The organism is Pseudomonas sp. PDM27 (genome assembly GCF_019219205.1).
Lineage (GTDB): Bacteria > Pseudomonadota > Gammaproteobacteria > Pseudomonadales > Pseudomonadaceae > Aquipseudomonas > Aquipseudomonas laurylsulfatiphila.
This window is the reverse complement of record NZ_JAHUWF010000005.1, coordinates 118,487-142,775: the sequence shown is the minus strand read 5'-3', so window position 1 is coordinate 142,775 and position 24,289 is coordinate 118,487. Positions and strand designations below refer to the sequence as shown.

Below are 24,289 nucleotides of genomic sequence, written 5' to 3'. Positions count from 1 at the left end.
GGTGGCCAGCCTGATCGTGGTTGTCATTGCTCCGACGTATATCTGTATTTTCCTTAGAAGAACCGCACAGCCACATGTGCAGGTTCTCATTGCGTGAGATTGCGTTATGGATGGTATTTTCCTGCAGCAACTGGTCAACGGCCTGACCCTCGGGTCGGTCTATGGCCTGATCGCCATCGGCTACACAATGGTCTATGGCATCATCGGCATGATCAACTTCGCCCACGGCGAGGTTTACATGATTTCCGCTTACCTCGCGGCAATCAGTCTGGCTCTGCTGGCTTACTTCGGTATCGAATCCTTCCCGCTGCTGATGCTCGGCACACTGATCTTCACCATCGTCGTCACGGCGGTGTATGGCTGGGTCATCGAGCGTGTCGCCTACAAACCCCTGCGCAACTCCACTCGACTCGCACCGCTGATCAGTGCGATCGGTATCTCCCTGATCCTGCAAAACTACGCACAGATCTCCCAGGGCGCGAAGCAACAAGGCGTTCCGACATTGCTCTCGGGTGCCTGGCGCGTTGATATCGGTACCGGTTTCGTTCAGTTGACCTACACCAAGGTCTTCATTCTGGTCGCCGCGTTTGTCGGGATGGCCGCGCTGACCTACATCATCAAATACACCAAGCTCGGCCGCATGTGCCGTGCAACCCAGCAAGACCGCAAGATGGCTTCGATCCTGGGGATCAACACCGATCGGGTGATTTCCTACGTGTTCATCATCGGTGCAGCGATGGCGGCCCTGGCCGGCGTGCTGATCACCATGAACTACGGCACATTCGACTTCTATGCCGGCTTCATCATCGGGATCAAGGCGTTCACCGCCGCGGTGCTCGGCGGGATTGGCTCACTGCCCGGCGCAATGCTCGGCGGGATCATTCTCGGGATTTCCGAGTCGCTGTTTTCCGGTCTGGTGAACTCGGACTACAAAGACGTTTTCAGCTTCTCGCTGTTGGTCCTCGTTCTGGTCTTTCGGCCTCAAGGCCTGCTCGGCCGTCCTCTTGTGTCGAAGGTGTAAGCGATGTCTTCAACCACTAAAAAAACCATTGATATCAAAAAAAGTCTGGTTGACGCGATTCTTGCCGGCCTCATTGCCCTGATTGTGTTCGGGCCGATTGTCGGCGTCGTTCTCGATGGCTATGGCTTCAACCTGGAAACCACCCGGGTGGCGTGGATCGTGGCGATCGTCATGGCCGGACGTTTTGCCCTGAGCATGTTCCTGCAGACAGCCCAGGGCCTGAAAATCCTCGAAGGCTTTGAATCGACAGGCTCCGGGGTGCATGTGCTGGCGCCTGACTACAAGTCGCGGCTGCGCTGGATCATCCCGCTGGTCATCTTGATTGCCGTGGCGCTGCCGTTTTTCTCCAACTCCTACCTGCTGGGCGTGGTCATCCTCGGGTTGATCTACGTACTGCTGGGGCTGGGGCTGAACATCGTGGTTGGCCTGGCCGGCCTGCTCGACCTCGGTTACGTGGCGTTCTACGCCATCGGCGCCTACGGCCTGGCACTCGGTTACCAATACCTCGGCCTGGGCTTCTGGACGGTGTTGCCGCTGGCGGCGATCATCGCCGGCCTGGCCGGTTGCATCCTCGGTTTCCCGGTGCTGCGCCTGCACGGTGACTACCTGGCGATCGTGACCCTGGGTTTCGGTGAAATCATCCGCCTGATCCTCAACAACTGGTTGTCGCTGACTGGCGGCCCGAACGGCATGCCGGCACCGCTGCCGACTTTCTTCGGCCTGGAGTTCGGCAAACGAGCCAAGGACGGCGGCGTGCCGTTCCATGAGTTCTTCGGCATCGCCTACAACCCCGACGTGAAGTACTACTTTATCTACGCGGTGCTGTTCCTGGTGGTGCTGGCTGTGCTGTACATCAAGCATCGCCTGACCCGCATGCCGGTCGGCCGCGCCTGGGAAGCCCTGCGCGAAGACGAAATCGCCTGCCGCTCCATGGGCCTGAACCACGTATTGGTCAAGCTCTCGGCATTCACCATCGGTGCCTCGACGGCCGGTCTGGCCGGGGTGTTCTTCGCCACCTACCAGGGCTTCGTCAACCCGACCTCGTTCACCTTCTTCGAATCGGCGTTGATCCTCGCCATCGTGGTACTGGGGGGCATGGGTTCGACCATCGGCGTGGTGATTGCAGCATTCGTGCTGACCGTCGCTCCGGAACTGCTGCGTGGCTTCGCCGAGTACCGCGTGCTGCTGTTCGGCATCCTGATGGTGTTGATGATGATCTGGCGACCGCGCGGCCTGATTCGGATCAGCCGTACCGGTGTGACGCCGCGTAAAGGAGTAGCGCCATGAGCGAAGTCGTACTCTCCGTAGAGAAGCTGATGATGCACTTCGGCGGCATCAAGGCGCTGAATGATGTGAGCCTGAAGGTCAAGCGCAACTCGATCTTCGCCCTGATCGGCCCCAACGGCGCCGGCAAGACCACGGTGTTCAACTGCCTGACCGGGTTCTACAAGGCCTCCGGCGGCAAGATCGAACTGAACGTGCGCGGGAAACAGACCAACGTCATCCAATTGCTGGGCGAATCGTTCAAGCCGACCGATTTCGTTTCGCCAAAAAGCTTCATCACCCGGCTGCGCTACAAGATGTTCGGCGGCACCCACCTGGTGAACCGTGCCGGCCTGGCGCGGACGTTCCAGAACATTCGCCTGTTCAAGGAAATGTCGGTGCTGGAAAACCTGCTGGTGGCCCAGCACATGTGGGTCAACCGCAACATGCTGGCCGGCATCCTCAACACCAAGGGCTATCGCAAGGCCGAAAGCGATGCGCTGGACCATGCGTTCTACTGGCTGGAAGTGGTGGACCTGGTGGACTGCGCCAACCGCCTGGCCGGTGAGCTGTCCTACGGCCAGCAGCGCCGCCTGGAAATCGCCCGCGCCATGTGCACCCGTCCGCAGATCATCTGCCTCGACGAACCGGCCGCCGGCCTCAACCCTCAGGAAACCGAAGCGCTGAGCGCGATGATCCGGCTGCTGCGCGATGAGCACGATCTGACCGTGGTGCTGATCGAACACGACATGGGCATGGTAATGAGCATTTCCGATCACATCGTGGTGCTGGACCACGGCATCGTCATCGCCGAGGGGGGGCCCGACGACATCCGCAACGACCCGAAAGTGATTGCCGCGTACCTGGGCGCCGACGAAGAGGAGGTGGTATGAGCAAACCCATCCTCGAACTCAAGGACCTGGACGTGTTCTACGGCCCGATCCAGGCCCTTAAAGGCGTCTCGCTGCACATCAACGAAGGGGAGACCGTCAGCCTGATCGGCTCCAACGGCGCCGGCAAGTCGACCCTGCTGATGTCGATCTTCGGCCAGCCACGGGCCGCCGACGGGCAGATCCTTTATCAGGGCGTGGACATTACCCACAAGTCGTCCCACTACATCGCCTCCAACGGCATCGCGCAGTCGCCGGAAGGGCGGCGGGTGTTCCCCGACATGACCGTCGAAGAAAACCTGCTGATGGGCACCATCCCTATCGGTGACAAGTACGCCAAGGAAGACATGCAACGCATGTTCGAGCTGTTCCCGCGGCTTGAAGAACGGCGTACCCAGCGGGCGATGACCATGTCTGGCGGCGAGCAGCAGATGCTTGCCATCGCCCGCGCCCTGATGAGCCGGCCCAAGTTGTTGCTGCTGGATGAGCCGAGCCTGGGCCTGGCGCCGATCGTGGTGAAACAGATCTTCGCGACCCTGCGAGAACTGGCCAAGACCGGCATGACCATCTTCCTGGTGGAACAGAACGCCAACCACGCCCTGCGGTTGTCGGACCGGGCGTACGTGATGGTCAACGGCGAAATCCGCATGACCGGCACCGGCAAGGAGCTGCTGGTCAACGAGGATGTGCGTAACGCTTATCTCGGCGGGCACTGAGTTTCAGTGGGTTATACACAAGCCCCGGCGCGCAATCGCCGGGGCTTTTTTTCATCTCCCAAACACCACTAAACCCTGTGGGAGCGAGCTTGCTCGCGATAGCAATCTATCAGCCAATATTGATGTTGACTGACAAACCGCTATCGCGAGCAAGCTCGCTCCCACAGGGTTTTTGGCGTGCCTGCGGGAAATTGTGGAAAACAATATTCAAGAGCTCCCGAAGCGCGACATAAAGCCGCTGCAAATAGTTGTTTTGTCACGGTTTTGACTTGTCCCCGTTTGCTGTGGAGCCGGCTGTGAATAACGTGGGAGTAGCTGGCTGCAGGCCTTTTAAACCGTGGCTTGCAGAGCTGTGGTTGTTTTTTGATCATGTGTTTTTGCGCAGCTTGCAGGCCGCTTTGTCAACCTTTTTGTTCGGGGCGCAACTGCGTGAAATCGACGTGGACAAGCCTGTGGATAAGTCTGTGATTAAACTCTGGAAAGACCCGGCTGAAGGCCGTGGTTACTGGCTTGGCGCCATCGCTGGATTGACCCGTCAGTCATGAAAATTGCCAGGGGCTACACGGCGGGCGATTGAGGGTCAAGCAAAAAAGTTTCAAAAAGCCGCGCAAAGCCTTGTGGATAGCGGCTTGCAGCTTTTCCACTTGCCCCCAAAGACTGTGGACCGGCCTGTGGATAACGTGCGCGCACATGGCTGCAAGCCAGGCTGGCCGAGGGCTTGCGGGGATTGTTCGTTTTTTGTACAGAAAGGGCGGTTGCCGCTATGGGCAAGGCCGGGCATTCTGCCTGCTGATTTACCATTCCAATGGCTGGCGATCAGCCGAAGCAAGGAGAACACGATGTCCAACACCCTGTTTATTACCGGCGCGACCTCCGGTTTTGGTGAAGCCTGTGCCCGTCGTTTTGCCGACGCTGGCTGGAAATTGGTGCTGACAGGCCGTCGTGAAGAGCGCCTCAATGCGCTGTGCGCCGAGCTGTCGAAGCAGACCGAAGTCCATGGCCTGGTGCTCGATGTGCGTGATCGCAAGGCCATGGAGGAAGCGATTGCCAATCTGCCGCCATCCTTTGCCAAACTGCGTGGGTTGATCAACAACGCCGGGCTGGCCTTGGGCGTCGATCCGGCACCCAAGTGCGACCTGGACGATTGGGACACCATGGTCGACACCAACGTCAAAGGCCTGATGTACAGCACCCGTCTGCTGTTGCCACGCCTGATCGCCCACGGTCGTGGCGCCGGTATCGTCAACCTGGGGTCCATCGCCGGCAATTACCCGTACCCGGGCAGCCACGTGTATGGCGCGACCAAGGCGTTCGTCAAACAGTTCTCCCTGAACCTGCGCTGCGACCTGCAGGGCACCGGCGTACGGGTCAGCAACATCGAGCCGGGCCTGTGCGAGAGCGAGTTCTCGCTGGTGCGTTTTGCCGGTGATCAGGAGCGCTACAACGCCACCTACGCCGGCGCCGAGCCGATCCAGCCGCAAGACATCGCCGAGACCATTTTCTGGGTACTCAATGCGCCTGCGCACATCAACATCAACAGCCTGGAGCTGATGCCGGTCAGCCAGACCTGGGCTGGATTTGCGATCGAGCGCAAGTCTTAAGACCGAGTCATCGTTCTTCGCGAGCAAGCCCGCTCCCACATTAGACCGCGATCCAGTGTGGGAGCGGGCTTGCTCGCGAAAGGGCCGGCTCAGGCGACACAAAGCTTCAGCTAGACTCCTCCCTCAAGCAACCGCCACACCCGGCGGTCTAGAGGTCTTAGAGGAGATCCAGTGAGTAATCGAGGCGAGCAGTCGCTGCTCAAACAATCGACCTTCCTGATGCTCGCCGTGACATTCGCCGGGATCATCACCGGTTTTGTGTCGGGCGCCCAATCCATCCTGTTCGATGGCTTCTTTTCGTTGATCGCGGCCTTCATCAAGGTCCTGATGCTGATCACCGCCAGGCTGATCGCCAAAGAAAGCAACCAGCGCTTCCAGTTCGGTTCCTGGCACCTGGAACCCATGGTGCTGGTGATCGAGGGTAGCTTCATTTTCCTGGTCGCCATTTACGCCTTTCTCAACGGCGTGTTCGGCATCATCAGCGGAGGCCGCGAGGTCGAACTGGGGCTGGTGATCTTCTACGCGGCGTTCTTCACTGTCGTTGAACTCATTTACTTTTTTTACGTCCGCCAACGCAATCGCACGCTCAACTCATCGCTGATCCAGTTCGACAACATCAGTTGGCTGGTGGACGCGATGCTGTCGGCGGGCCTGCTGGTGAGTTTCCTCATCGCGCTGCTGCTCAAGACTCAGGGTTACGACAAGTGGGCGGTGTATGTCGACCCGATGATCCTGATTCTGCTGGCCTTAGGCATGCTCCCCCCGGCCTTCAAAATCCTCGGACCGGCCTTGCGCGATGTGTTGGGGATCGTCCCGGACCAGCTGGACGACAAGGTGCGTCAGGTGATGGAGGTGGCGAAGGTCGAGCATGGTTTCGACGACTACATTTCCTACGTGCAGAAGCACGGCAGGGCGTGTTTTATCGAGATCCACATTGTATTGCCGAAGGATTACTGGCTGGACGGGGTGGGGCAGCTGGACAGTTTGCGCGAGGAAATTTCCGCGAAGCTTGGCGAACCGGATGCCGCGCGATGGCTGACCATCAGCTTTACCGGGGACCGCAAGTGGATTGAGTGACAGCCAGGTGAGCTCTTTGAGGTCATTCGCGAGCAGGCTCGCTCCCACATTGAAATGCGATCACCTGTGGGAGCGAGCCTGCTCGCGAAAGCAACCAAACAGTCAGCCGAGAAATACCGCCAGCCCGCGATAACAGGTCGCCAGGTGATAAGGCGTGGTCGACGGCATGTCGCGGCGGCTGACTTCACCACGTTCATCACGACATTCATACCAGCCGCCGGCATGCAGCGAGCGCTGCTGCAATGCCTGCAACTGGCGCAGGACATCCGCTTCGCTATTGGGTCGTAGCGTCAGGGCGCGCAGGTATTCGGCCTGGGCCCAGATACGCTGCGTGGCATCCCGGACGCCGCCACTTGGTTCGAGGTCGAGCATGGCCCGCACCGCACCGGTCTGCTGATCGACGCCCAACTGCTCGGTAAAGGCGAAGGCCCTTTCCAGATCGGCATGCAGGGTCGAAGTGCGCAGCAGTGCCGAGGATTCCAGCAGGAAATACCACTCGAACTGATGCCCCGGTTCAAACCAGTTATCCACAGACCCCAGCGGCTTTTCCATCAACACGCCGTGCTGCGGATCGATAAAGCGCGCGTGCATGGCTGTGCATAACTCGATGAGTGCGTGTTGCACGTCGAGATCTTCACGCACCGACAGGGTGGCGAGGAATGCTTCGGCCAGGTGCATCAGCGGGTTTTGCAAGGGGCCGCTGCCCAGCGATGCCCAGTCGCGGTCGAGCGTGGCTTCATACAGACCGTCGTCCGTGGCGAAACGCTGCGCGATCACTTCCAGCGATGCGTTGAGTACCGACTCCACCAGCGGCTCGCGGACCTTGTCCCAGTAATGGGCACAGGCGAACAGGATGAACGCGTGGGTGTAGAGGTCCTTGCGCTGATCCAGTGGCGCACCTTGCGCATCGACGCTGTAGAACCAGCCCCCGTGCTCGGCATCGTGGAAGTGCCGCTGCAACGAGCGGAACAAGGCGGCGGCACGCTCTTCGGCGCCCGGCACCTGACCGATCAGGCTGGCAAACAGATACAGCTGCCGCGCACAGGCCATGGCCCGGTAGCGTTGCGGTGGCAGCGGCTGGTGTTCGGCATCCAGCGCCTCGTAGGGCAACGCCATGTCGGCATTCCAGCCCGGGCCTTGCCAGAGCGGCACGATGACGTTCAGGAAATGCTGTTGCACCGAGGCGAACAGGGCGGTCAATTCAGGCTGGGAGGCGGAGCGGGAAACAGGTGGCATTGGCTGGCGTCGTCACGGCAGGGGCGATTGCGCGACATGTTAGCAGAGAGGCTGGCTTGAGAGAGGCTGTGTCTGTCAGGCCGCCTTCGCGGGCAAGCCCGCTCCCACAGTGGTTTACTGTGTGACATAGATAGCATTCACACCAGGAACCCTGTGGGAGCGGGCTTGCCCGCGAAGAGGACGGTTCAGGCACTAGAGAACTAGCCCGCCAGCAGCCACGCCCCGGTCACCGCCGAAGCTGCGCCCGCTAGTCGCACCAACGGCGCTGCGGCCTGCGGCAACACCCGCACCACCGCATAACCTACCGCATGCAACACCGCCGTCGCGGCGACAAAACCTGCGGCATAGGTCCAGGGACTCGACATGTCCGGCAGTTCCAGCCCATGCGCCACACCATGAAACAGCGCAAACAAGGCTGTCGCACCCACCGCCATTACCAGCGGTGGACGCACAGCCAGCGCCACCGCCAGCCCCAAGGCCAATACCGAAGCGGCAATCCCGCTCTCCAGTGCAGGCAGGTTCATTCCCTCAAAGCCCAGCATCCCGCCGATCAGCAGGGTCCCGACGAAGGTGCATGGCAGCGCCCAGCGCGCAGCACCCTGCTGCTGTGCGGCCCACAGGCCGACCGCGAGCATCGCCAGCAGGTGATCGAGACCGCCAAGCGGATGGCTGATACCGGCGATCAAGCCATTGTCGCCGTGCCCCGGATGGGCGAGGGCAAGGGCTGGCGTCAGCAGCAGGGCCAGGGCGCCCAGAATGCGTTTCAGTGTCATGGAAAGCTTCCTTGTTGAAGGGGGTGATCAGGCCGCGGTCAGCAAGCCCTGGCGTTCGATGAAGGCGATGATCTGTTCCAGACCCTGGCCGGTTTTCTGGTTGCTGAAGACAAATGGCTTGCCGTTGCGCATGCGCTGGGTGTCGCTGTTCATCATCTCCAGCGAGGCCCCGACCAGCGGTGCCAGGTCGATCTTGTTGATCACCAGCAGGTCGGATTTGCAGATCCCCGGCCCACCCTTGCGCGGCAGCTTGTCGCCGGCGGAGACGTCGATCACGTAGATCGTCAGGTCGGACAGTTCCGGGCTGAAGGTCGCGGAGAGGTTGTCGCCACCGGACTCCACGAGAATCAGGTCCAGCCCCGGAAAACGGCGATTGAGTTGATCCACGGCTTCAAGGTTGATCGAAGCGTCTTCGCGGATGGCCGTGTGCGGGCAGCCGCCGGTTTCCACGCCGATGATGCGTTCCGGCGCCAGGGCTTCATTGCGCACCAGAAAGTCGGCGTCTTCGCGGGTGTAGATGTCGTTGGTCACCACGGCCAGGTTGTAGCGCTCGCGCAGGGCCAGGCACAGGGCCAGGGTCAGGGCGGTTTTGCCGGAACCGACCGGGCCGCCGATGCCGACGCGCAGGGGTTGTGTGTTCATGTGATTCTCCAAAATAACAGGCCCTAGGAACGGAACAGACGGCTGTACTGGCGCTCATGGGCCATGCACGCCAGGGACAGGCCGAAAGCGGCACTGCCGTAGTGATCGGGATCGATTCGGGTGGCGTTCTGTTGAGCCTCTTGAAGCAGCGGCAACAGTTCGCTGGTCAGGCGTTGGGCGGCTTGCTGGCCCAGTGGCAAAGTCTTCATCAGCACCGCCAACTGGTTCTCCAGCCAGCTCCATAGCCACGCAGCCAAGGCGTCCTGCGGGCTGATCTGCCAGGCGCGCGCGGCCAGGGCCCAACCCAGGGCCAGATGGGGTTCGCTACGTTGTTCGAGGAAGGCACGGGCAGCTGTGTCGAGTTCCGGCAAGCCGTTGAGCAACTGCTGCAACGAGTAGCCCATCTGCCGGCTTTCCTGATGCAGCTCGCGGGTTTCGCGACTGGCCCGATGTTCCTCGCAGCGTTGCAGCAATTGGCCCCAGTTGTCCTCGCAGGCGGCCACGCAATGGGCGAGCAGCAACGGTGCTTCGAAACGTGCCAGATTCAACAGCAACTGATCGCTGATCCAGCGTCGCGCACTGTCGGGGTCGTTTACCCGGCCGTTATCCACAGCCATTTCCAGCCCTTGGGAATAGCTGTAGCCGCCAATCGGCAATTGCGGACTGGCCAGGCGCAGCAGCGCCCAGGCCGGGTTCATGGGCGTACGCCGAACTGGTGCAGTTTCGGCGCGTAGTTGAAGTCTTCATCGCCGTGGCGTGAATGATGATGGCCGCCGCCGTAGGCGCCATGTTCCGGCTGGAACGGCGCTTCGATGTTCGAGGCAATGGCACCGAGTTGTTCGAGCATGGCCTTGAGCACGTAGTCGTCGAGCAGTCGCAACCAGCCGTCACCGACTTGCAGGGCGACATGGCGGTTGCCCAGGTGATAGGCCGCGCGGGTCAGTTCGAAGGCATTGGCGCAGGTGACGTGCAGCAGTTGTTCGGGGCGGGCGCAGACACGCACGATTCGCCCGTCCTCGGCTTGCAGGCATTCGCCGTCATGCAGCGGCGGCTGGCCACGCTCCAAAAACAACCCGACGTCTTCGCCCTCGGCACTGAAACAGCGCAAACGGCTTTTGCTGCGGGCTTCGAACGTCAGGTGCAGTTCAGCGGCCCAAACGGGTTGAGGGTCGATTCTGCGATGAATCACCAGCATCGGAAGGCTTCCAGCAATGGACGATGCTCAGGCTAGAGCAAGGGGCTTGCCAATCGACTTGATGTGTAGGAAATGGCTGAAGGAGACGTAGGAAAGGTATTGATTGAGTGGGTTTTTTGGTTGAAGTTGGTGCGTTGTTTTTGATTTGCGCACCAAGTTGAAGCGATGCAGTTCATTGTGGGAGCGAGCTTGCTCGCGATGACGGCGTATCTGTCACATTGATACTGTATGTGCCGACGCTATCGCGAGCAAGCTCGCTCCCACAGGGTCTTGATCCAGACTGAAGGTTAAGGGTTACTCGGTACTGCCGAGCCCTTGCCAGTGCTTGAGGCCGATAAAGATAAACCGCAGCTGCTGGGTGATTTTTGCCTGGGGCGTCAGGTGCTCAGGTAAGGCCTCGGCTGGCGGATCGATGATGTCCGGCAGGGTGGCGAACACGCTTTTGACGATCAGATCCGCCATGACGCTCAGGTCGGCGATGTCCAGGTGCTGCAGTTTCGGCATCAGTGACAAATCCGCCGCCAGGTCCGAACTGATGCCTTCACGCAGACGGCCAATGGCCTGGCGTACCGGCAGCGAACCGCCGTATTGCTCGCGGGCGAGAAACAGGAACTGCGAACGGTTGGCGCTGACCACGTCGAGAAAAATCCGCACCGAGGCATCGATGATGCCGCCCATCACGAATTCGTTGTGCCGTACCAGGCGAATGGTTTCGCGGAAGGTCTGACCGACTTCGCTGACCAGCACCAGGCCCAGTTCATCCATATCGGCAAAATGGCGGTAGAAACCGGTCGGTACGATGCCAGCGGTTTTCGCGACTTCACGCAGGCTCAGGCTGCCGAATCCTCGGCCGCCGTCCATCAGGCGCCGGGCAGCGTCCATCAGGGCATTACGGGTCTGTTGTTTCTGTTCGGCGCGGGGCAGCATCGCAAGGGTGTTTTCTGGACAAGGACGCGGCGCACTCTAGCAAATCGGCTTTGCCGGCGTCGAACGACTGTGAGGGATCAAGCGGGGAAGTGCGGCATCTATAAAAAAGCGCAGTGCTGAAAAGTCAAAAGCCCAATCCGGGGATTGGGCTTTTTTTCTGGGCGGCCATGGGGCTTAGCTCAGAGCGCTGTTGCGTTCGATCACACGGTCACCACCGCCTTCAGCGAGGGTTTGACCTTGTGGAGTGCGATCCGAACCGTCGGCAGCCAGGGTTTGACCTTGTGGGGTGCGATCCGAACCGTCGGCAGCCAGGGTTTGACCTTGTGGGGTGCGATCCGAACCATCAGCGGCGAGGGTCTGGCCCTGTGGGGTGCGATCCGAACCATCGGCGGCGAGGGTCTGGCCTTGTGGGGTGCGATCCGAACCATCGGCAGCCAGGGTCTGGCCTTGTGGAGTGCGGTCCGAGCCATCCTGAGTGATCAGGCCTTTTTCTTTCAGGCGATCATTACCGCCTTCGGCAAGGGTTTGACCCTGAGGAGTACGGTCGGAGCCATCGGCGGCGACGGTCTGGCTGAACACCGAGTGGTCTTGTTTCACTTGTGGGGTGGCCTGGTCAGCTGCTGGCAGGGCAAAAGCAGTGCTGGCCAGCATCGAGAGTGAAAGGCTAAGCAGTAATTGGCGTTTCATGATTGTTGTGCTCCTCGGGGGTGCGAAAAAGTGGGTACGAGGGCAATGCTACTCTCGATAAATCGATATAAAAGTTCATAAACGCAATGGTAATAATCAACGGAATTGATTGTTTGCTGGGGAGGCTCTAGGACGGGCGTTTCCGACGAGTTGTCTTGCCCTTGTTTGGGTATTTTCGACCCAGCCTTGACGTGTAAAAGTGCGGGGCCGGTAACGCTGCTCGACTGATGGGTCAGTATCGGACTGGCTGAATTCGGCGAAATCGGTCTATCGATTAAACCTGCCGGGTTTTTATCAGTCGTAGACTTCATGGCGAGCCGCTTCCGGCTCACCGTTTCACCTGTGCGTCGCAGTCGGGGCGCTCAGTCGTATCAGGAGCCCTGTGCAATGACGCGCACCCAAAAGACGTTTGTCTGGACCCTTTCCACCTTCCTTACCTTGCTGGCGTTGCTGGTGCTGATCATCGTGTTCTTCGACTGGAACCGGATCAAACCGCCGCTCAATGCCAAGGTTTCCGAAGAACTGCACCGCGCTTTTGCCATCAACGGCAATCTGTCGGTGGTCTGGCAGACCGAGCCCGATCAAAGCGGCTGGCGCGCTTGGGTGCCATGGCCTCATGTGGTGGCCGAGGACATCAGCCTGGGCAACCCGGACTGGTCGAAGCAACCGCAGATGGCCACTCTCAAACGTGTCGAGTTGCGCATTTCACCCTTGGCTTTGCTGGCACAGCGGGTGGTGATCCCGCGTATCGACCTCGCCGAGCCGAATGCGCAGCTGCAACGCCTGGCTGACGGGCGCGCCAACTGGACGTTCAAATTCGACCCCAAAGACCCGAACGCCGAGCCTTCCAGTTGGGTGGTGGATATCGGTGCGATCGGCTTCGACAAGGGCCACGTCATCCTCGACGACCAGAGCCTGAAGACGCAGCTCGACGTGCTGATCGATCCGTTGGGCAAGCCGATTCCGTTCAGCGATATTGTTGGCGACAAGGCGGCGAAAGCCGCGCAGGAAAAGGGCTCATCACCCCAGGATTATGCGTTCGCCCTCAAGGTCAACGGTCAGTACCACGGCCAGAAGCTCGCGGGCCAGGGCAAGATTGGCGGGTTGTTGGCGTTGCAGGATGCGGCACGCCCGTTTCCTCTTCAGGCGCAGGTGACGATCGCCGATTCCAGCGTCGAACTGGCTGGCACCCTGACCGATCCGCTGAATCTCGGCGCCCTGGACCTGCGCCTGAAACTGGCCGGCACCAGCCTGGGCAACCTCTACCCGCTGACCGGCGTGATCCTGCCGGACACCCCGCCCTATGCCACCGACGGCCATCTGAACGCCAAGTTGCACGAGCCGGGTGGCGCGGTGTTTCGCTATGAGGAATTCAACGGCAAGATCGGCGAGAGTGACATCCACGGCAGTCTGACCTACGTGGCCAGTCAACCACGGCCAAAACTCAGCGGCTCGCTACTATCCAATCAATTGCTGTTCGCTGACCTGGCGCCGCTGATCGGCGCCGATTCCAACGCCAAGCAGAAGGCCCGTGGCGGTGACAGCAAACAACCGGCGGACAAAGTGCTGCCGGTCGAAGAGTTCAAGACAGACCGCTGGCGCGATATGGACGCCGATGTCGAGTTCACTGGCAAGCGCATCGTGCACAGCGAAAAATTGCCATTCAACGATCTCTATACCCATCTGGTGCTCACCGATGGCGTGCTCAGCCTCGAACCGCTGCGCTTCGGCGTGGCCGGCGGCAAGCTGGATGCGCAGATTCGCCTGAACGGCCACACCGATCCCCTGGAAGGCCACGCCAGGCTCACGGCGCGGGGATTCAAGCTCAAACAGTTGTTCCCAGGCTTTGAGCCGATGAAAACCAGTTTTGGCGAGCTCAATGGCGACGCTGATATCAGCGGGCGCGGCAATTCGGTGGCCAGGCTGCTGGGCAGCGCCAATGGCAATCTGAAAATGCTGATCAACGATGGCGCCATCAGTCGCGAATTGATGGAGCTGGCGGGGCTGAACGTCGGCAACTATGTGGTTGGCAAGATCTTTGGCGACAAGGAAGTGAAGATCAACTGCGCGGCCGCCGACTTCGGTATCCAGTCCGGCCTGGCAACCACCCGGCTGTTCGTATTCGACACCGAGAACGCCATCGTCTACATCGACGGCACCGCTAACATGGCGACGGAACAACTGGACCTGACCATCACCCCGGAATCCAAGGGCTGGCGCCTGATTTCATTGCGTTCGCCGCTGTATGTGCGCGGCAAGTTCATCAAGCCCGATGCCGGGGTCAAGGCTGTGCCTCTGATGTTACGCGGGGCCGGGATGGTGGCGCTGGGCGTGATCGCCGCACCGGCGGCGGGGTTGCTGGCGCTGGTTGCACCGAGTGGTGGTGAGCCAAATCAATGCGCACCGTTGTTGGAGCAGATGAAGTCGGGCAAGGCGCCGAAAACGGTGAAGAACTGAAGAGCTGAAGACCTGCAGCCCGGACCTTTTGAGTACTGGAGGGCGGCATGCTGCAGGCGTTTTCAACGGGGGCTCAGATTGCTGGATCTGATTCAAAAATCTGGAACAGATGAGTCTGAGGCTTGCTGCCAAGTTTACCGACAACCTGAGTTCTGATTTTGGCGTACTTGTCTTCGGACAAATAGGTGGTCCATAAGCTGGTCTCAATATCGCTCTGTATGACCGCTTCAGGGAGCGGTTGCCTAAGAAAGCTGATGTCTACGGGGCGAGTCGTTTCGAGGGAAATTTGAAGTGAGATGGTTTTTTTGTTTTCGCAGACGATTGTCAACAGCGTGCTCACGGTAAGCGAGCCTTCTCCGTGGCTGGGCGCGATCTCTGTTTGAATCCTGTTCAGGAGTGCCTTGAGGGCAGGTGATTCGCTGGGTAGTTGTGCAATGTTTGAAAGCGCGCCGCTCAGTTGTTGCAGTTGCTCTTTTTGTAATGTATCAGCCAGTACCGTGGATGCAATGCTGAACAGGCTGGATGAACTTTTTGGAAGCGTGTGATTCTTGAAGCCATTAAGTGTCCAGTGCAATTTTTCAAGTGTGGTTCTGTACGATGTTAGCCACTTGTCTGGAGTACTGTCAGCGAGTAGTTGTGCCAGTAAGCTGGAGTGCAGAATGTCCTTTTTGAATTGATCGGAGTGTTTGCCTAAAAAAAGTGTGATATTGCCATCGATGATGTAAGTCTCGGATGATAATGATTTCATATTGGCCTCAAGCTAAAAAAGTGAGGTAAGTGTGGCACTGAGACCGTCAGTGTGGGTCGGTCCCAGTGCTAATCTAAAGTTTAGGTGTTACTGAAAGCCCGGGATATTGTCGAGGTACTCGTCAGCAGCATTACCCAGTTTCTCAAGCACTTTGTTGCGCACTCGCGCATAGACTTGAGTGTTGAGGTAAACCGGCGTTGCCTGCGATTTTACGGCGGTGGATTTAGTTGTCGATTTCCACCAAAGAATACCGCGAGTACTTTCCCTGACATCCACACTAGTACAGCTAAGGATCATCATCGGAGAGCCTTCCCGGGTTTGCCAGACTGGGGAAATATCAAATACCGCTTGATAACCTTTTTGAGCGTTACGATTGTAGATCTGGATCAGGCCGTCCTCACCTTTCACTCCCTCCACGGCTTTGCCAGCCAGTGCTGCCAGGCGAGGAGCGTTTCCCTGGACCAGATTCTGAAGTATTTCAAAAGCGACGGCGTCCATGGTAAGGCCGGTTCTTTCAATGATTCTGTCCTGAGCGTAAAGCTTGTTGATCGTCCATCCGAGGGTACGCAGGCCTTCTGTGTAAAATTTGTACCACTGATGCAACTCTTTAACCATGTCGTATTTTTGCGATGCCGCGTTTTGCATCAGTAATTTGCAGTTGTCGACATCTTCACGGTTTTGCACCGATACGCCGGGTACATAGATGTTCATCATGTCCGGGCCGACGGTGCCACTTTCCTTGTCTGGATCGATTGGAAGGTCGTCGGAAACGCTTCGAATGGTCTGCAGTGTTTGAGTGTAGGCAGTACGTCGGGCAGGCAGGGCGGGCAGGCTGTCGAGAAATTCAAGTTGTTGTTCAATGTGCATCATCGTTAGTCCTTTATATGTTTTCCAGACTTCTTGTCTGTCAGTTTAATATAAGGGGTTGGAGGGTTTAGTCCATAGTGTGGTTGTAACGTGATAAATATCGTGCGTTGCTGTTTTTGGTGCGGGGAGTTGGTCTGGTTTAAATTTGTGATCAGTATGTTTGGTGTCTGGTAACTATTGTCGCTGTCGTTATTTGCGTCGGTAGTCGATGAACGTTCATCGCAACGAATGACCGGATGCCAACGCCTCCTCACGCAACCACCCAAAAAACGCCCGTACCGGCGGATGACGTTCGCGCCCCGGAACACACAGGGCACTGTACCCGGCGCCTTCGACCTGGACGTCACCCCGATACGGCACCAGCAACCCACTGGCCACACTTTCCGAAACAAGAATATTGCTCGCCAGCACCAGGCCCTGCCCGGCAATCGCCGCTTGCAGGGCGTAATGCTCTTCGTCGTATTCGCGCACCGCTGGCCGACCGCTCAGCCAGGTTTCGCCCGATTGCGCGCACCAGGCCTCCCAGCCGTGGGCATAGAGTCTGGAGTTGTGCCAGCGCACGCTGATCAGCGTCGGGGCACGATTCAAAGCCAGCGCCACTTGTTCGGGCGAACCGTAGACACCGAAGGACTCATCGAACAGACACTGGCCGTACAGGTTGGGGTAGTCGTCGAGGCTGTAGCGCAGCACCAGATCGACGCTGGCGTCCTGATGCAAATCGATGACCTCGCAATGAGTGTCGAGGCGCACGCTGATGTTCGGGTGGCGCGCATAGAAGCGTCCCAGGCGCGGCACCAGCCACAGCGCGGCGAAGGCTGCGGTGGTGGAGACCGTCAGGTTGGCGCCGCTGCGTTGCGGGCGCAGGGTATCGACACTTTGTGCCACTTCGAGGAAAGCCCCGTGCAGGCTCTGGAACAGCCGTTCGCCGCATTCGGTCAGGCGCACCTGGCGTGGCAGGCGTTCGAACAGCGGCACGCCGAGCCAGCTTTCCAGGGAGCGGATCTGATGGGACACCGCCGTCGGGGTGACGGACAGTTCTTCGGCGGCGGCCTTGAAACTCAACAGGCGTGAGGCGGATTCGAAGGCGCGCAGGGCGGTCAAGGGCAGCGAGGCGAACATTGAACACTCCACAGGTGAAATAGATTCACCTTGGCTGATTTTTACTCATTTGAATGGGTGTAGCTACGAGCTTCAAGCTGCAAGCCACAAGCCGTTTGAGTTTAGCCCTGAGGAGAGACAGATGAGTAAAATTCTTGCTGTTCATGCCAGCCCCCGTGGCGATCGTTCGCACTCCCGGCGTTTGGCCGAAGTGTTTCTGTCGGCCTGGCAGGCCCGTCATCCACACTTGCCACTGACTCGCCGCGAAGTCGGCCGGGCGCTGATCCCGCCGGTCAACGAGGCATTCGTGGCCGCCGCGTTTTACCCCGAGCCCGACGCTCGGCCACTGTCGATGCAGGCCGACCTGGCGTTCAGCGACGAACTGGTCGGCGAACTGCTCGGCCATGATGTGCTGGTGATTTCCACACCGATGCACAACTTCAGCGTTCCCAGCGGCTTGAAGGCCTGGATCGATCAGATCGTGCGGGTGGGGGTGACCTTCGATCACAGCCTGGACAATGGCGTGGCCCAGTACGAGCCATTGGTGCAGGGTAAAAAAGCCCTGATCATTACCAGCCGTGGCGGCTTCGGTTTTGGTCCGGGCGGCGAGCTGGAAGCCATGAACCATGCCGACACGCTACTGCGCACGGTGCTCGGATTCATCGGCATCACCGATGTCACAGTGGTGGCTGCCGAGGGCGAGGAGTCCGCCGAACGCAGCTTTGAGATCTCTGCCGCCGAGGCTGAGCAGCGCTTGCTGGCGCTGGCCGGGGAGTTCTAGATGGCCTGGGTGTTTCTGCTGGTCGCCGCCGGGTTCGAGGTCACCTTCGCCATGGGCATGAAGTACGCCGAGGGCTTCACCCGGCTCTGGCCTTCGCTGATCACGGTGGTGGCCGCTGTGGGCGGGATCTACTTCCTGACCCTGGCCATGCGCGAGTTACCCGTGAGTATCGCGTACCCGATCTGGACCGCTATCGGTTCGCTGGGCACGGTGTTTCTCGGGTTCGCGCTGCTGGGGGAAAGCCTGAGCGTGATCAAACTGGTCTCGGTCGGGCTGATCGTGGCGGGTGTGGCGGGGTTGAAGTAGGGCGGATGACATAGACTTGTCGTCGAGTTGTCATCTTCGCAGGCGTAACTTGGCGGATGTCTTGCATTGCGCCTTGCGTCACCACCCGACCACAAGGATGTCCACCCATGTCGCAAGGTTCTGCCCCGCGCTACCCGCTGGTGCTGGTCCCGGGAATGCTCGGGTTCATCCGGTTGGTGCTTTATCCGTACTGGTACGGGATCGTCGAAGCCCTGCGCCGTGGTGGGGCCGTGGTGTTCGCCGTGCAGGTCTCGCCGCTTAATTCGAACGAAGTACGCGGCGAGCAATTGCTGGCGCGTATCGACGAAATCCTGCGGGAAACCGGGGCCGACAAGGTCAACCTGATCGGCCATAGCCAGGGCTCGCTGACCGCCCGTTACGCCGCGGCCAAACGCCCGGATCGGGTGGCATCGGTGACCTCGGTGGCGGGGCCGAACCATGGTTCGGAACTCGCTGATTACCTGCATCAGCACTATCCCCATGACAGCCTGCGCGGTCGTCTGCTGAGCTTTTTGCTGCGGATGGTCGGCACGCTGTTGGGGTGGCTGGATACCGGTTACCACGGGCCGAAGTTGCCGGTGGATATCCATGCCTCCCATCACGCTCTCACCACCGCTGGCGTCGGGCTGTTCAACCAGCGTTATCCACAGGGCTTGCCTGAAACCTGGGGCGGTCAGGGGCCGGAAGAGGTCAATGGCGTGCGCTATTACTCCTGGTCCGGCACCTTGCAGCCGGGCATCACCGATCGCGGGCGCAATCTGCTGGACGGCACTAACCGCAGTTGCCGGTTGTTCGCCAAAACCTTCGTCCGTGAAGCCGGGCATTGCGACGGCATGGTCGGGCGCTACAGCTCGCACCTGGGCACGGTGATTGGCGATGAGTATCCGCTGGATCACTTCGATATCGTCAATCAGTCGCTGGGGCTGGTGGGCAAGGGGGCAGAGCCGATCCGTTTGTTTGTCGAACATGCGGCGCGACTGAAGGCGGCGGGTTTATAAGATCAAAAGATCGCAGCCTGCGGCAGTTCCTACATTTGGAATGCGTTCCCCTGTAGGAGCTGCCGAAGGCTGCGATCTTTTCATTCAGGCAACGCCGACCTTACGCCCCAACACCGTCGTCCAACGCTCGGAAACAATCACCCCGCCCAAGGTCAACACCCCGCCCACCAGGTGATACATCGCCAATTGTTCATGCAGCACCACCGCTGCAATCAATGCGGTGATCAACGGCAGCAAATTGAAAAACTGCGTGGTCCGGCTCGGACCCAAACGTACCACCGCCTGCATCCACGCCAACGGCGCGACCATCGAAGCCAGCAGGCAGGCGTACAGCACCAGCGGAATGTTCTGCAGGGTCGGGCCGACTTTCGGTGAGGCGAGGAACAGCGGAAACAGCACCACCACGGCCACCAGCACCTGCAGGTACAGGAGCACCAGCGGCGGCAGTTTCAGCTGCCATTTTTTCAACAGGGTGCTGTAGACCGCGTAGGCCAGGGTGGCGATCAGCATCATCGCGTCGCCCAGGTTGACCCCGTGTTCGAGCAATGTGCCCAGGCTGCCGGACGACACCACCACCAGGACGCCGGCGAACGACAGCACCGCACCGGCCAGGGCACCCATGGTCAGGCGCTGGCCGAGGCTGATGATCGCCATCGCGAGCGACATCAGCGGCATCAGCGAGAGGATGATGCCCATGTTGGTGGCTGAGGTCAGGCTCGCGGCGAAGTACGCCAGGCTTTGATAGACCGCCATGCCAAGAACACCGAGGACAAAGATCTTGCCCAGTTTCGGGCGGATCAGCGGCCAATGGGCGAGCACCGGTTTGAGCATGAAGGGCGTGAACAGCAACCCGGCCAGCAGCCAGCGGTAGAAACCTATCTCGGCGGGGAAGATCGCCCCGGCCGACATTTTGGTGATCACGGTATTGCCGGCCCAGATGAATATGGCCAGCAGGGGATAAGCGTATTGCATCGGGAAAAACCAGAACGTTAATGAAGTGCAATTATCCGCTTGTCTGGATGCAAGCCTATACTTCGATTCGGACAACTCGCCCCTGATGACGGACAGCATGAGCAGTAAACACATCGACCTGCTGGATTTCAGCGAACTGCCGTCGGCGGTGTACTTCCGCTATGCCGATTTTGACGCCCACGAATACGCCGCCCCCCATCGGCATCCCTGGGGGACGCTGGAATATGCAGCCCACGGCGTGCTGCACATGGATGTCGAGGGCAGCCGCTTCATGTCGCCTCCGCAATACGCGGTGTGGGTGCCGCCACAGATCGAGCACAGCTTCTATAGCCACCAACCGGTCAACTACCGCGCCGTGTGCCTGGCGCCCAAGGTGTGCGCTGATCTGCCGTCGCGAGCCTGTACCCTGGCCATCAGCGACATCCTCAAGGCGATCCTCAAGGACTTCGCCGCCCGGGACGTGCAGATTCCCGAGCAGGCCGCCGACCAGCGTCTGGCTCAGGTATTGGTGGATCAACTGCAACAGGCCCCGGTGCACGAGTGCTATCTGCCCTACGCCAGCAGCCCCGGACTGCTGGGGATTCTCGAAGCATTGCAGGCCGACCCTGGGGATAACCGGCCGCTGGCGGAATGGGCTGCACGCATCCATGTCAGCGAACGCACCCTGGCACGGCAGTTCGTGCGGGAGCTGGGCATGAGCTTCGGTGAGTGGCGCCAGCGCCTGCGCTTTCTGGCGGCGATCGAAGCGCTGGACAGCCAGCGCAGCATTCAGGAAATCGCTTTCGACATGGGCTACAGCACCGGCTCGGCGTTTATCGCGATGTTCCAGCGCCAGGCCGGGTGTACGCCGGAGCAGTATCGGCGCAGCCATCTGGAGAACAGGAAGGTGTAACAGGGGTTGTCTACACTCCAGTACGAGGCCGCGCCCCTCGGTGTGGCGACCAGGAGAAAACTCCATGAAGATGTTGCGTGTCCCTTTGTTGATGATCGGTTTGCTGCTCTGCTCCCAGGGCTTCGCCGCCACAGCCCAACAGGAAAAGATGACTACCTGCAATGCCGACGCCACGGCCAAGAGCCTCAAGGGCGACGAGCGCAAAGTCTTCATGAGCACCTGCCTGAAGGCTACTCCGGCGGCAAACGATGCCGGCAAGGCCTTGACGCCGCAGCAAGAGAAAATGAAAACCTGCAATGCCGACGCCGCCACCAAAGCCCTCAAAGGTGACGAGCGCAAGGCTTTCATGAGCGATTGCCTGAAGAAAAAATAAACATAGGGCTGAAAAATGTGGGAGCTGTGAGGGCCCCATCGCGAGCAGGCTCGCTCCCACAGTGGAACTGGGCACGCCGGACAAATGTGGGAGCGAGCCTGCTCGCGATGGGGCCGGTCGGGGCACTGCAAAAGAACCTGAACCCCCACTAAGGTCGATCCACACAATCCTAGTGCTCGCACCGGATCGCTGGCAGACTGCCAATCCTTTTTACGCCGTTCGTTTTTGAGGCTGTATGCCAACGTTTTCTCAGCGTCAAGTTTTGCTGGTCATCAGCTGGGTCATCATTTTTGGCGGGCTGCTGCTGGTCCTGCCGCTGCGGTTGCTGCCGAGCCTGCTCGCCGGGTTGCTGGTGTTCGAACTGGTCAACATGCTCACTCCGCAACTGCAACGGCTGATCGAAGGCCGGCGTGCGCGCTGGCTGGCGGTGGCCTTGCTGGGGACGCTGATTGTCAGCGTACTGTCGCTGATCTTTGCCGGTGCCTTCAGCTTCCTGTTGCACGAAGCGGAAAACCCCGGCGCCTCCCTCGACAAATTCATGGGGGTGGTCGACCGTGCACGCGGGCAACTGCCGCCGTTCATCGACGCCTATCTGCCGGCCAGTGCCGCCGAGTTCCGTGTGGCCATTGGCGAGTGGGTCAGCAAGCACCTGAGCGAATTGCAACTGGTGGGCAAGGATGCGGCACACATGTTCGTGACCTTGCTGATCGGCATGGTGTTGGGTGCGATCATTGCGTTGCAGCGTGTGCCGGATCTGACCAAGCGCAAACCGCTGGCGGCGGCGCTGTTTGATCGTCTGCACCTGCTGGTCCAGGCGTTTCGCAACATCGTGTTCGCCCAGATCAAGATTTCCCTGCTCAACACCATTTTCACCGGTATTTTCCTGGCGGTGATCCTTCCGATGTTCGGCATCAAGCTGCCCCTGACCAAAACCCTGATCGTGCTGACGTTCCTGCTCGGCCTGCTGCCGGTGATCGGCAACCTGATGTCGAACACCCTGATCACCATCGTCGGTCTGTCGCTGTCGATCTGGGTCGCCGTCGCGGCGCTGGGTTACCTGATTGTTATCCACAAGCTCGAATACTTCCTCAACGCGCGTATCGTCGGCGGGCAGATCAGTGCCAAGTCGTGGGAGTTGCTGCTGGCGATGCTGGTGTTCGAGGCCGCGTTCGGCCTGCCGGGGGTGGTGGCGGGGCCGATTTACTACGCGTATCTGAAGAGTGAGTTGAAGCAGGTGGGGATGGTTTGATTCAGGTTATTCGTTGCCTGAACTGACCCCTTCGCGAGCAGGCTCGCTCCCACATTAGTCCTGTGAGTTCAGGTCCATTGTGGGAGCGAGCCTGCTCGCGAAGGGCGCACCCTAGCTTTTGGATCAGTCCATAGAGCCGTAACGCTTGGCCGCCTCAATCGCCAAACCACTACCGATACTGCCAAAGATGTTCCCTTCCACATGCCGCGCCTTCGGCAGCATCGCCGAGACGCTGTTGCGCAGCGCTGGAATGCCGCTCGAACCGCCGGTGAAGAACACCGTGTCGACCTGATCGACCCGGACATCGGCGTCTGTCAGCAATTGAGTGACGCTGTTGCGTACGCGCTCCAGCAGGTTGTCGATGGCCGACTCGAACAGCGCACGGCTCAAATCCACGCTCAGGCCCGCTTCAATGCGGTCCAGCGGCACGTGGCGGTTGTCGGCGTGGGTCAGCTGGATCTTGGTTTCTTCCACTTCCATCGCCAGCCAGTGCCCGGCGCGCTGTTCGATCAGCTTGAACAGGCGATCGATGCCGCCGGTGTCTTCGATGTCGTAGCGCATGCTGCCCAGGGCCAGTTGCGATTTCTGCGAGTACACCGAGTTGATCGTGTGCCAGGTCGCCAGGTTCATGTGATGGCTGGTGGGCATGTAGGCGCCGCTCTTCATCCGGCTGCCGTAGCCGAACAGCGGCATCAGGCCGGCCAGCGAGAGTTGCTTGTCGAAGTCGGTCCCGCCGATGTGCACGCCGCCGGTGGCGAGGATGTCGTCCTGGCGGTTATCCACAGCACGACGCTCCGGCGACAGACGCACCAGGGAGAAGTCGGACGTACCCCCGCCGATGTCGACGATCAGTACCAGCTCTTCTTTCTCGATGGTCGACTCGTAGTCGAATGCCGCAGCAATCGGTTCGAACTGGAACGAGACTTCCTTGAAACCGATCTTGCGGGCCACGTCGACCAGGGTGTCTTCGGCTTCCTTGTCGGCCATCGGGTCGTCATCGACGAAAAACACCGGGCGACCCAGCACCACTTCTTCGAATTCCCGACCGGCGGCGGCTTCGGCACGGCTCTTGAGCTGGCCGATGAACAGCCCGAGCAGGTCCTTGAACGGCATCGCCGTACCCAGGACGCTGGTGTCGTGCTTGATCAGCTTGGAGCCCAGCAGGCTCTTGAGCGAGCGCATCAGGCGGCCTTCGTAACCTTCCAGATACTCGTGCAGCGCCAGCCGGCCGTACACCGGGCGACGTTCTTCGATATTGAAGAAGACCACTGACGGCAGGGTGATCTTGTCGTCCTCCAGCGCGATCAGCGTTTCCACGCCGGGGCGCAGCCAGCCGACGGTGGAGTTGGACGTGCCAAAGTCGATACCCACGGCACGGGCTGGAGATGCGTTGTTCATGTCTTTCAGGTTCCGGTTAAAAAACGGCCGCGCAGTGTATGCCAGTGGGCGCCAGATTCGAAGGCCGGTTATCTGCTAATTCTTCGCAAACAATGCCTTGAAAGATGGGGCATCCCCCCCAA

26 protein-coding genes are annotated in these 24,289 nt (G+C 59.7%); 14 read left to right on the top strand and 12 right to left on the bottom strand.

The features are described 5' to 3' along the window. The first annotated feature begins 106 nt into the window (after positions 1-106). The 7 genes from KW838_RS12890 (at position 107) to KW838_RS12860 (ending at position 6,568) form a co-directional block, all read left to right on the top strand. Positions 107-1,021, top strand: a complete 915-nt coding sequence (locus KW838_RS12890; RefSeq protein ID WP_008048116.1) for a branched-chain amino acid ABC transporter permease — start codon at positions 107-109, stop codon at positions 1,019-1,021. 3 nt (positions 1,022-1,024) lie between these two features. Beyond that, positions 1,025-2,308 carry a high-affinity branched-chain amino acid ABC transporter permease LivM gene (livM, locus tag KW838_RS12885; RefSeq protein ID WP_102698674.1) on the top strand — a complete coding sequence of 428 codons (1,284 nt, stop codon included), beginning with the start codon at positions 1,025-1,027 and terminating at the stop codon, positions 2,306-2,308. Then, positions 2,305-3,177 (top strand): ABC transporter ATP-binding protein, encoded by an 873-nt coding sequence (locus tag KW838_RS12880; protein WP_102698675.1) that lies wholly within the window; start codon positions 2,305-2,307, stop codon positions 3,175-3,177. The genes livM and KW838_RS12880 overlap by 4 nt, the downstream gene beginning before the upstream one ends. Continuing rightward, positions 3,174-3,890 carry an ABC transporter ATP-binding protein gene (locus KW838_RS12875; protein ID WP_007979701.1) on the top strand — a complete coding sequence of 239 codons (717 nt, stop codon included), beginning with the start codon at positions 3,174-3,176 and terminating at the stop codon, positions 3,888-3,890. The genes KW838_RS12880 and KW838_RS12875 overlap by 4 nt, the downstream gene beginning before the upstream one ends. Before the next feature lie 296 nt (positions 3,891-4,186). Beyond that, positions 4,187-4,435 (top strand): hypothetical protein, encoded by a 249-nt coding sequence (locus KW838_RS12870; RefSeq protein ID WP_102698676.1) that lies wholly within the window; start codon positions 4,187-4,189, stop codon positions 4,433-4,435. 294 nt (positions 4,436-4,729) lie between these two features. Then, a complete protein-coding gene (locus tag KW838_RS12865) occupies positions 4,730-5,491 on the top strand; it encodes an SDR family oxidoreductase (protein WP_007979699.1) in 762 nt (253 codons plus the stop codon). Positions 5,492-5,662: 171 nt separating this feature from the next. After that, on the top strand, positions 5,663-6,568 hold the full coding sequence (locus KW838_RS12860; protein ID WP_102698677.1) for a cation diffusion facilitator family transporter: 906 nt from the start codon (positions 5,663-5,665) through the stop codon (positions 6,566-6,568). Between the two features lie 102 nt (positions 6,569-6,670). Here the strand turns inward: KW838_RS12860 and KW838_RS12855 are convergent, their stop codons facing one another. The 7 genes from KW838_RS12855 to KW838_RS12825 all read right to left on the bottom strand — a co-directional run bounded on the left by KW838_RS12855 (position 6,671) and on the right by KW838_RS12825 (position 12,028). Next, a complete protein-coding gene (locus KW838_RS12855; RefSeq protein WP_218501266.1) occupies positions 6,671-7,804 on the bottom strand; it encodes an AGE family epimerase/isomerase in 1,134 nt (377 codons plus the stop codon). A gap of 200 nt (positions 7,805-8,004) precedes the next feature. Further along, the gene (locus KW838_RS12850) at positions 8,005-8,577 is read right to left on the bottom strand and encodes a HupE/UreJ family protein (protein ID WP_218501265.1); all 573 of its coding nucleotides are present in this window, start codon (positions 8,575-8,577) and stop codon (positions 8,005-8,007) included. 27 nt (positions 8,578-8,604) lie between these two features. After that, the gene (gene ureG / locus KW838_RS12845) at positions 8,605-9,219 is read right to left on the bottom strand and encodes an urease accessory protein UreG (protein ID WP_007979691.1); all 615 of its coding nucleotides are present in this window, start codon (positions 9,217-9,219) and stop codon (positions 8,605-8,607) included. A 23-nt stretch (positions 9,220-9,242) separates the two neighbouring features. Further along, positions 9,243-9,917: an urease accessory protein UreF gene (locus tag KW838_RS12840; RefSeq protein ID WP_218501264.1), complete on the bottom strand. Its 675-nt coding sequence runs from the start codon at positions 9,915-9,917 to the stop codon at positions 9,243-9,245. Continuing rightward, positions 9,914-10,414 (bottom strand): urease accessory protein UreE, encoded by a 501-nt coding sequence (gene ureE, locus KW838_RS12835; RefSeq protein WP_015093252.1) that lies wholly within the window; start codon positions 10,412-10,414, stop codon positions 9,914-9,916. The genes KW838_RS12840 and ureE overlap by 4 nt, the downstream gene beginning before the upstream one ends. A gap of 294 nt (positions 10,415-10,708) precedes the next feature. Beyond that, entirely contained in the window at positions 10,709-11,341 is a 633-nt protein-coding gene (locus KW838_RS12830; RefSeq protein ID WP_007979686.1) for a TetR family transcriptional regulator, read from the bottom strand. Between the two features lie 174 nt (positions 11,342-11,515). Then, a complete protein-coding gene (locus KW838_RS12825; RefSeq protein ID WP_095964724.1) occupies positions 11,516-12,028 on the bottom strand; it encodes a hypothetical protein in 513 nt (170 codons plus the stop codon). 387 nt (positions 12,029-12,415) lie between these two features. Here KW838_RS12825 and KW838_RS12820 point away from each other — a divergent pair, with 387 nt between their 5' ends. Next, positions 12,416-14,485, top strand: coding sequence for an AsmA family protein (locus KW838_RS12820; RefSeq protein WP_218501263.1), 2,070 nt, complete (start codon positions 12,416-12,418; stop codon positions 14,483-14,485). 73 nt (positions 14,486-14,558) lie between these two features. Here KW838_RS12820 and KW838_RS12815 read toward each other — a convergent pair whose 3' ends face one another. The 3 genes from KW838_RS12815 to KW838_RS12805 form a co-directional block, all read right to left on the bottom strand. Beyond that, complete coding sequence (locus tag KW838_RS12815) at positions 14,559-15,233, bottom strand: hypothetical protein (RefSeq protein WP_102700426.1); 675 nt, start codon at positions 15,231-15,233, stop codon at positions 14,559-14,561. Positions 15,234-15,320: 87 nt separating this feature from the next. Continuing rightward, positions 15,321-16,103, bottom strand: a complete 783-nt coding sequence (locus KW838_RS12810) for a hypothetical protein (protein WP_256358830.1) — start codon at positions 16,101-16,103, stop codon at positions 15,321-15,323. A 213-nt stretch (positions 16,104-16,316) separates the two neighbouring features. Next, positions 16,317-17,231: a LysR substrate-binding domain-containing protein gene (locus tag KW838_RS12805; RefSeq protein ID WP_173900818.1), complete on the bottom strand. Its 915-nt coding sequence runs from the start codon at positions 17,229-17,231 to the stop codon at positions 16,317-16,319. Positions 17,232-17,340: 109 nt separating this feature from the next. Between KW838_RS12805 and KW838_RS12800 the strand changes: the two genes are divergently transcribed. The 3 genes from KW838_RS12800 to KW838_RS12790 all read left to right on the top strand — a co-directional run bounded on the left by KW838_RS12800 (position 17,341) and on the right by KW838_RS12790 (position 19,283). After that, on the top strand, positions 17,341-17,979 hold the full coding sequence (locus KW838_RS12800; RefSeq protein ID WP_218501262.1) for an FMN-dependent NADH-azoreductase: 639 nt from the start codon (positions 17,341-17,343) through the stop codon (positions 17,977-17,979). Further along, on the top strand, positions 17,980-18,285 hold the full coding sequence (locus KW838_RS12795) for a multidrug efflux SMR transporter (RefSeq protein ID WP_007979676.1): 306 nt from the start codon (positions 17,980-17,982) through the stop codon (positions 18,283-18,285). Between the two features lie 107 nt (positions 18,286-18,392). After that, positions 18,393-19,283, top strand: a complete 891-nt coding sequence (locus KW838_RS12790) for a triacylglycerol lipase (protein WP_218501261.1) — start codon at positions 18,393-18,395, stop codon at positions 19,281-19,283. 84 nt (positions 19,284-19,367) lie between these two features. Here the strand turns inward: KW838_RS12790 and KW838_RS12785 are convergent, their stop codons facing one another. Further along, entirely contained in the window at positions 19,368-20,255 is an 888-nt protein-coding gene (locus KW838_RS12785) for a DMT family transporter (protein ID WP_102700429.1), read from the bottom strand. Positions 20,256-20,352: 97 nt separating this feature from the next. Here KW838_RS12785 and KW838_RS12780 point away from each other — a divergent pair, with 97 nt between their 5' ends. From KW838_RS12780 to KW838_RS12770, 3 genes are all read left to right on the top strand, one after another. Further along, entirely contained in the window at positions 20,353-21,147 is a 795-nt protein-coding gene (locus tag KW838_RS12780) for a helix-turn-helix transcriptional regulator (RefSeq protein ID WP_218501260.1), read from the top strand. 64 nt (positions 21,148-21,211) lie between these two features. After that, on the top strand, positions 21,212-21,520 hold the full coding sequence (locus KW838_RS12775; protein ID WP_218501259.1) for a PsiF family protein: 309 nt from the start codon (positions 21,212-21,214) through the stop codon (positions 21,518-21,520). A 235-nt stretch (positions 21,521-21,755) separates the two neighbouring features. Continuing rightward, positions 21,756-22,769: an AI-2E family transporter gene (locus KW838_RS12770; protein WP_015093263.1), complete on the top strand. Its 1,014-nt coding sequence runs from the start codon at positions 21,756-21,758 to the stop codon at positions 22,767-22,769. Positions 22,770-22,892: 123 nt separating this feature from the next. Here the strand turns inward: KW838_RS12770 and KW838_RS12765 are convergent, their stop codons facing one another. Beyond that, positions 22,893-24,167 carry an Hsp70 family protein gene (locus tag KW838_RS12765; protein ID WP_007979665.1) on the bottom strand — a complete coding sequence of 425 codons (1,275 nt, stop codon included), beginning with the start codon at positions 24,165-24,167 and terminating at the stop codon, positions 22,893-22,895. Positions 24,168-24,289: the final 122 nt, after the last annotated feature.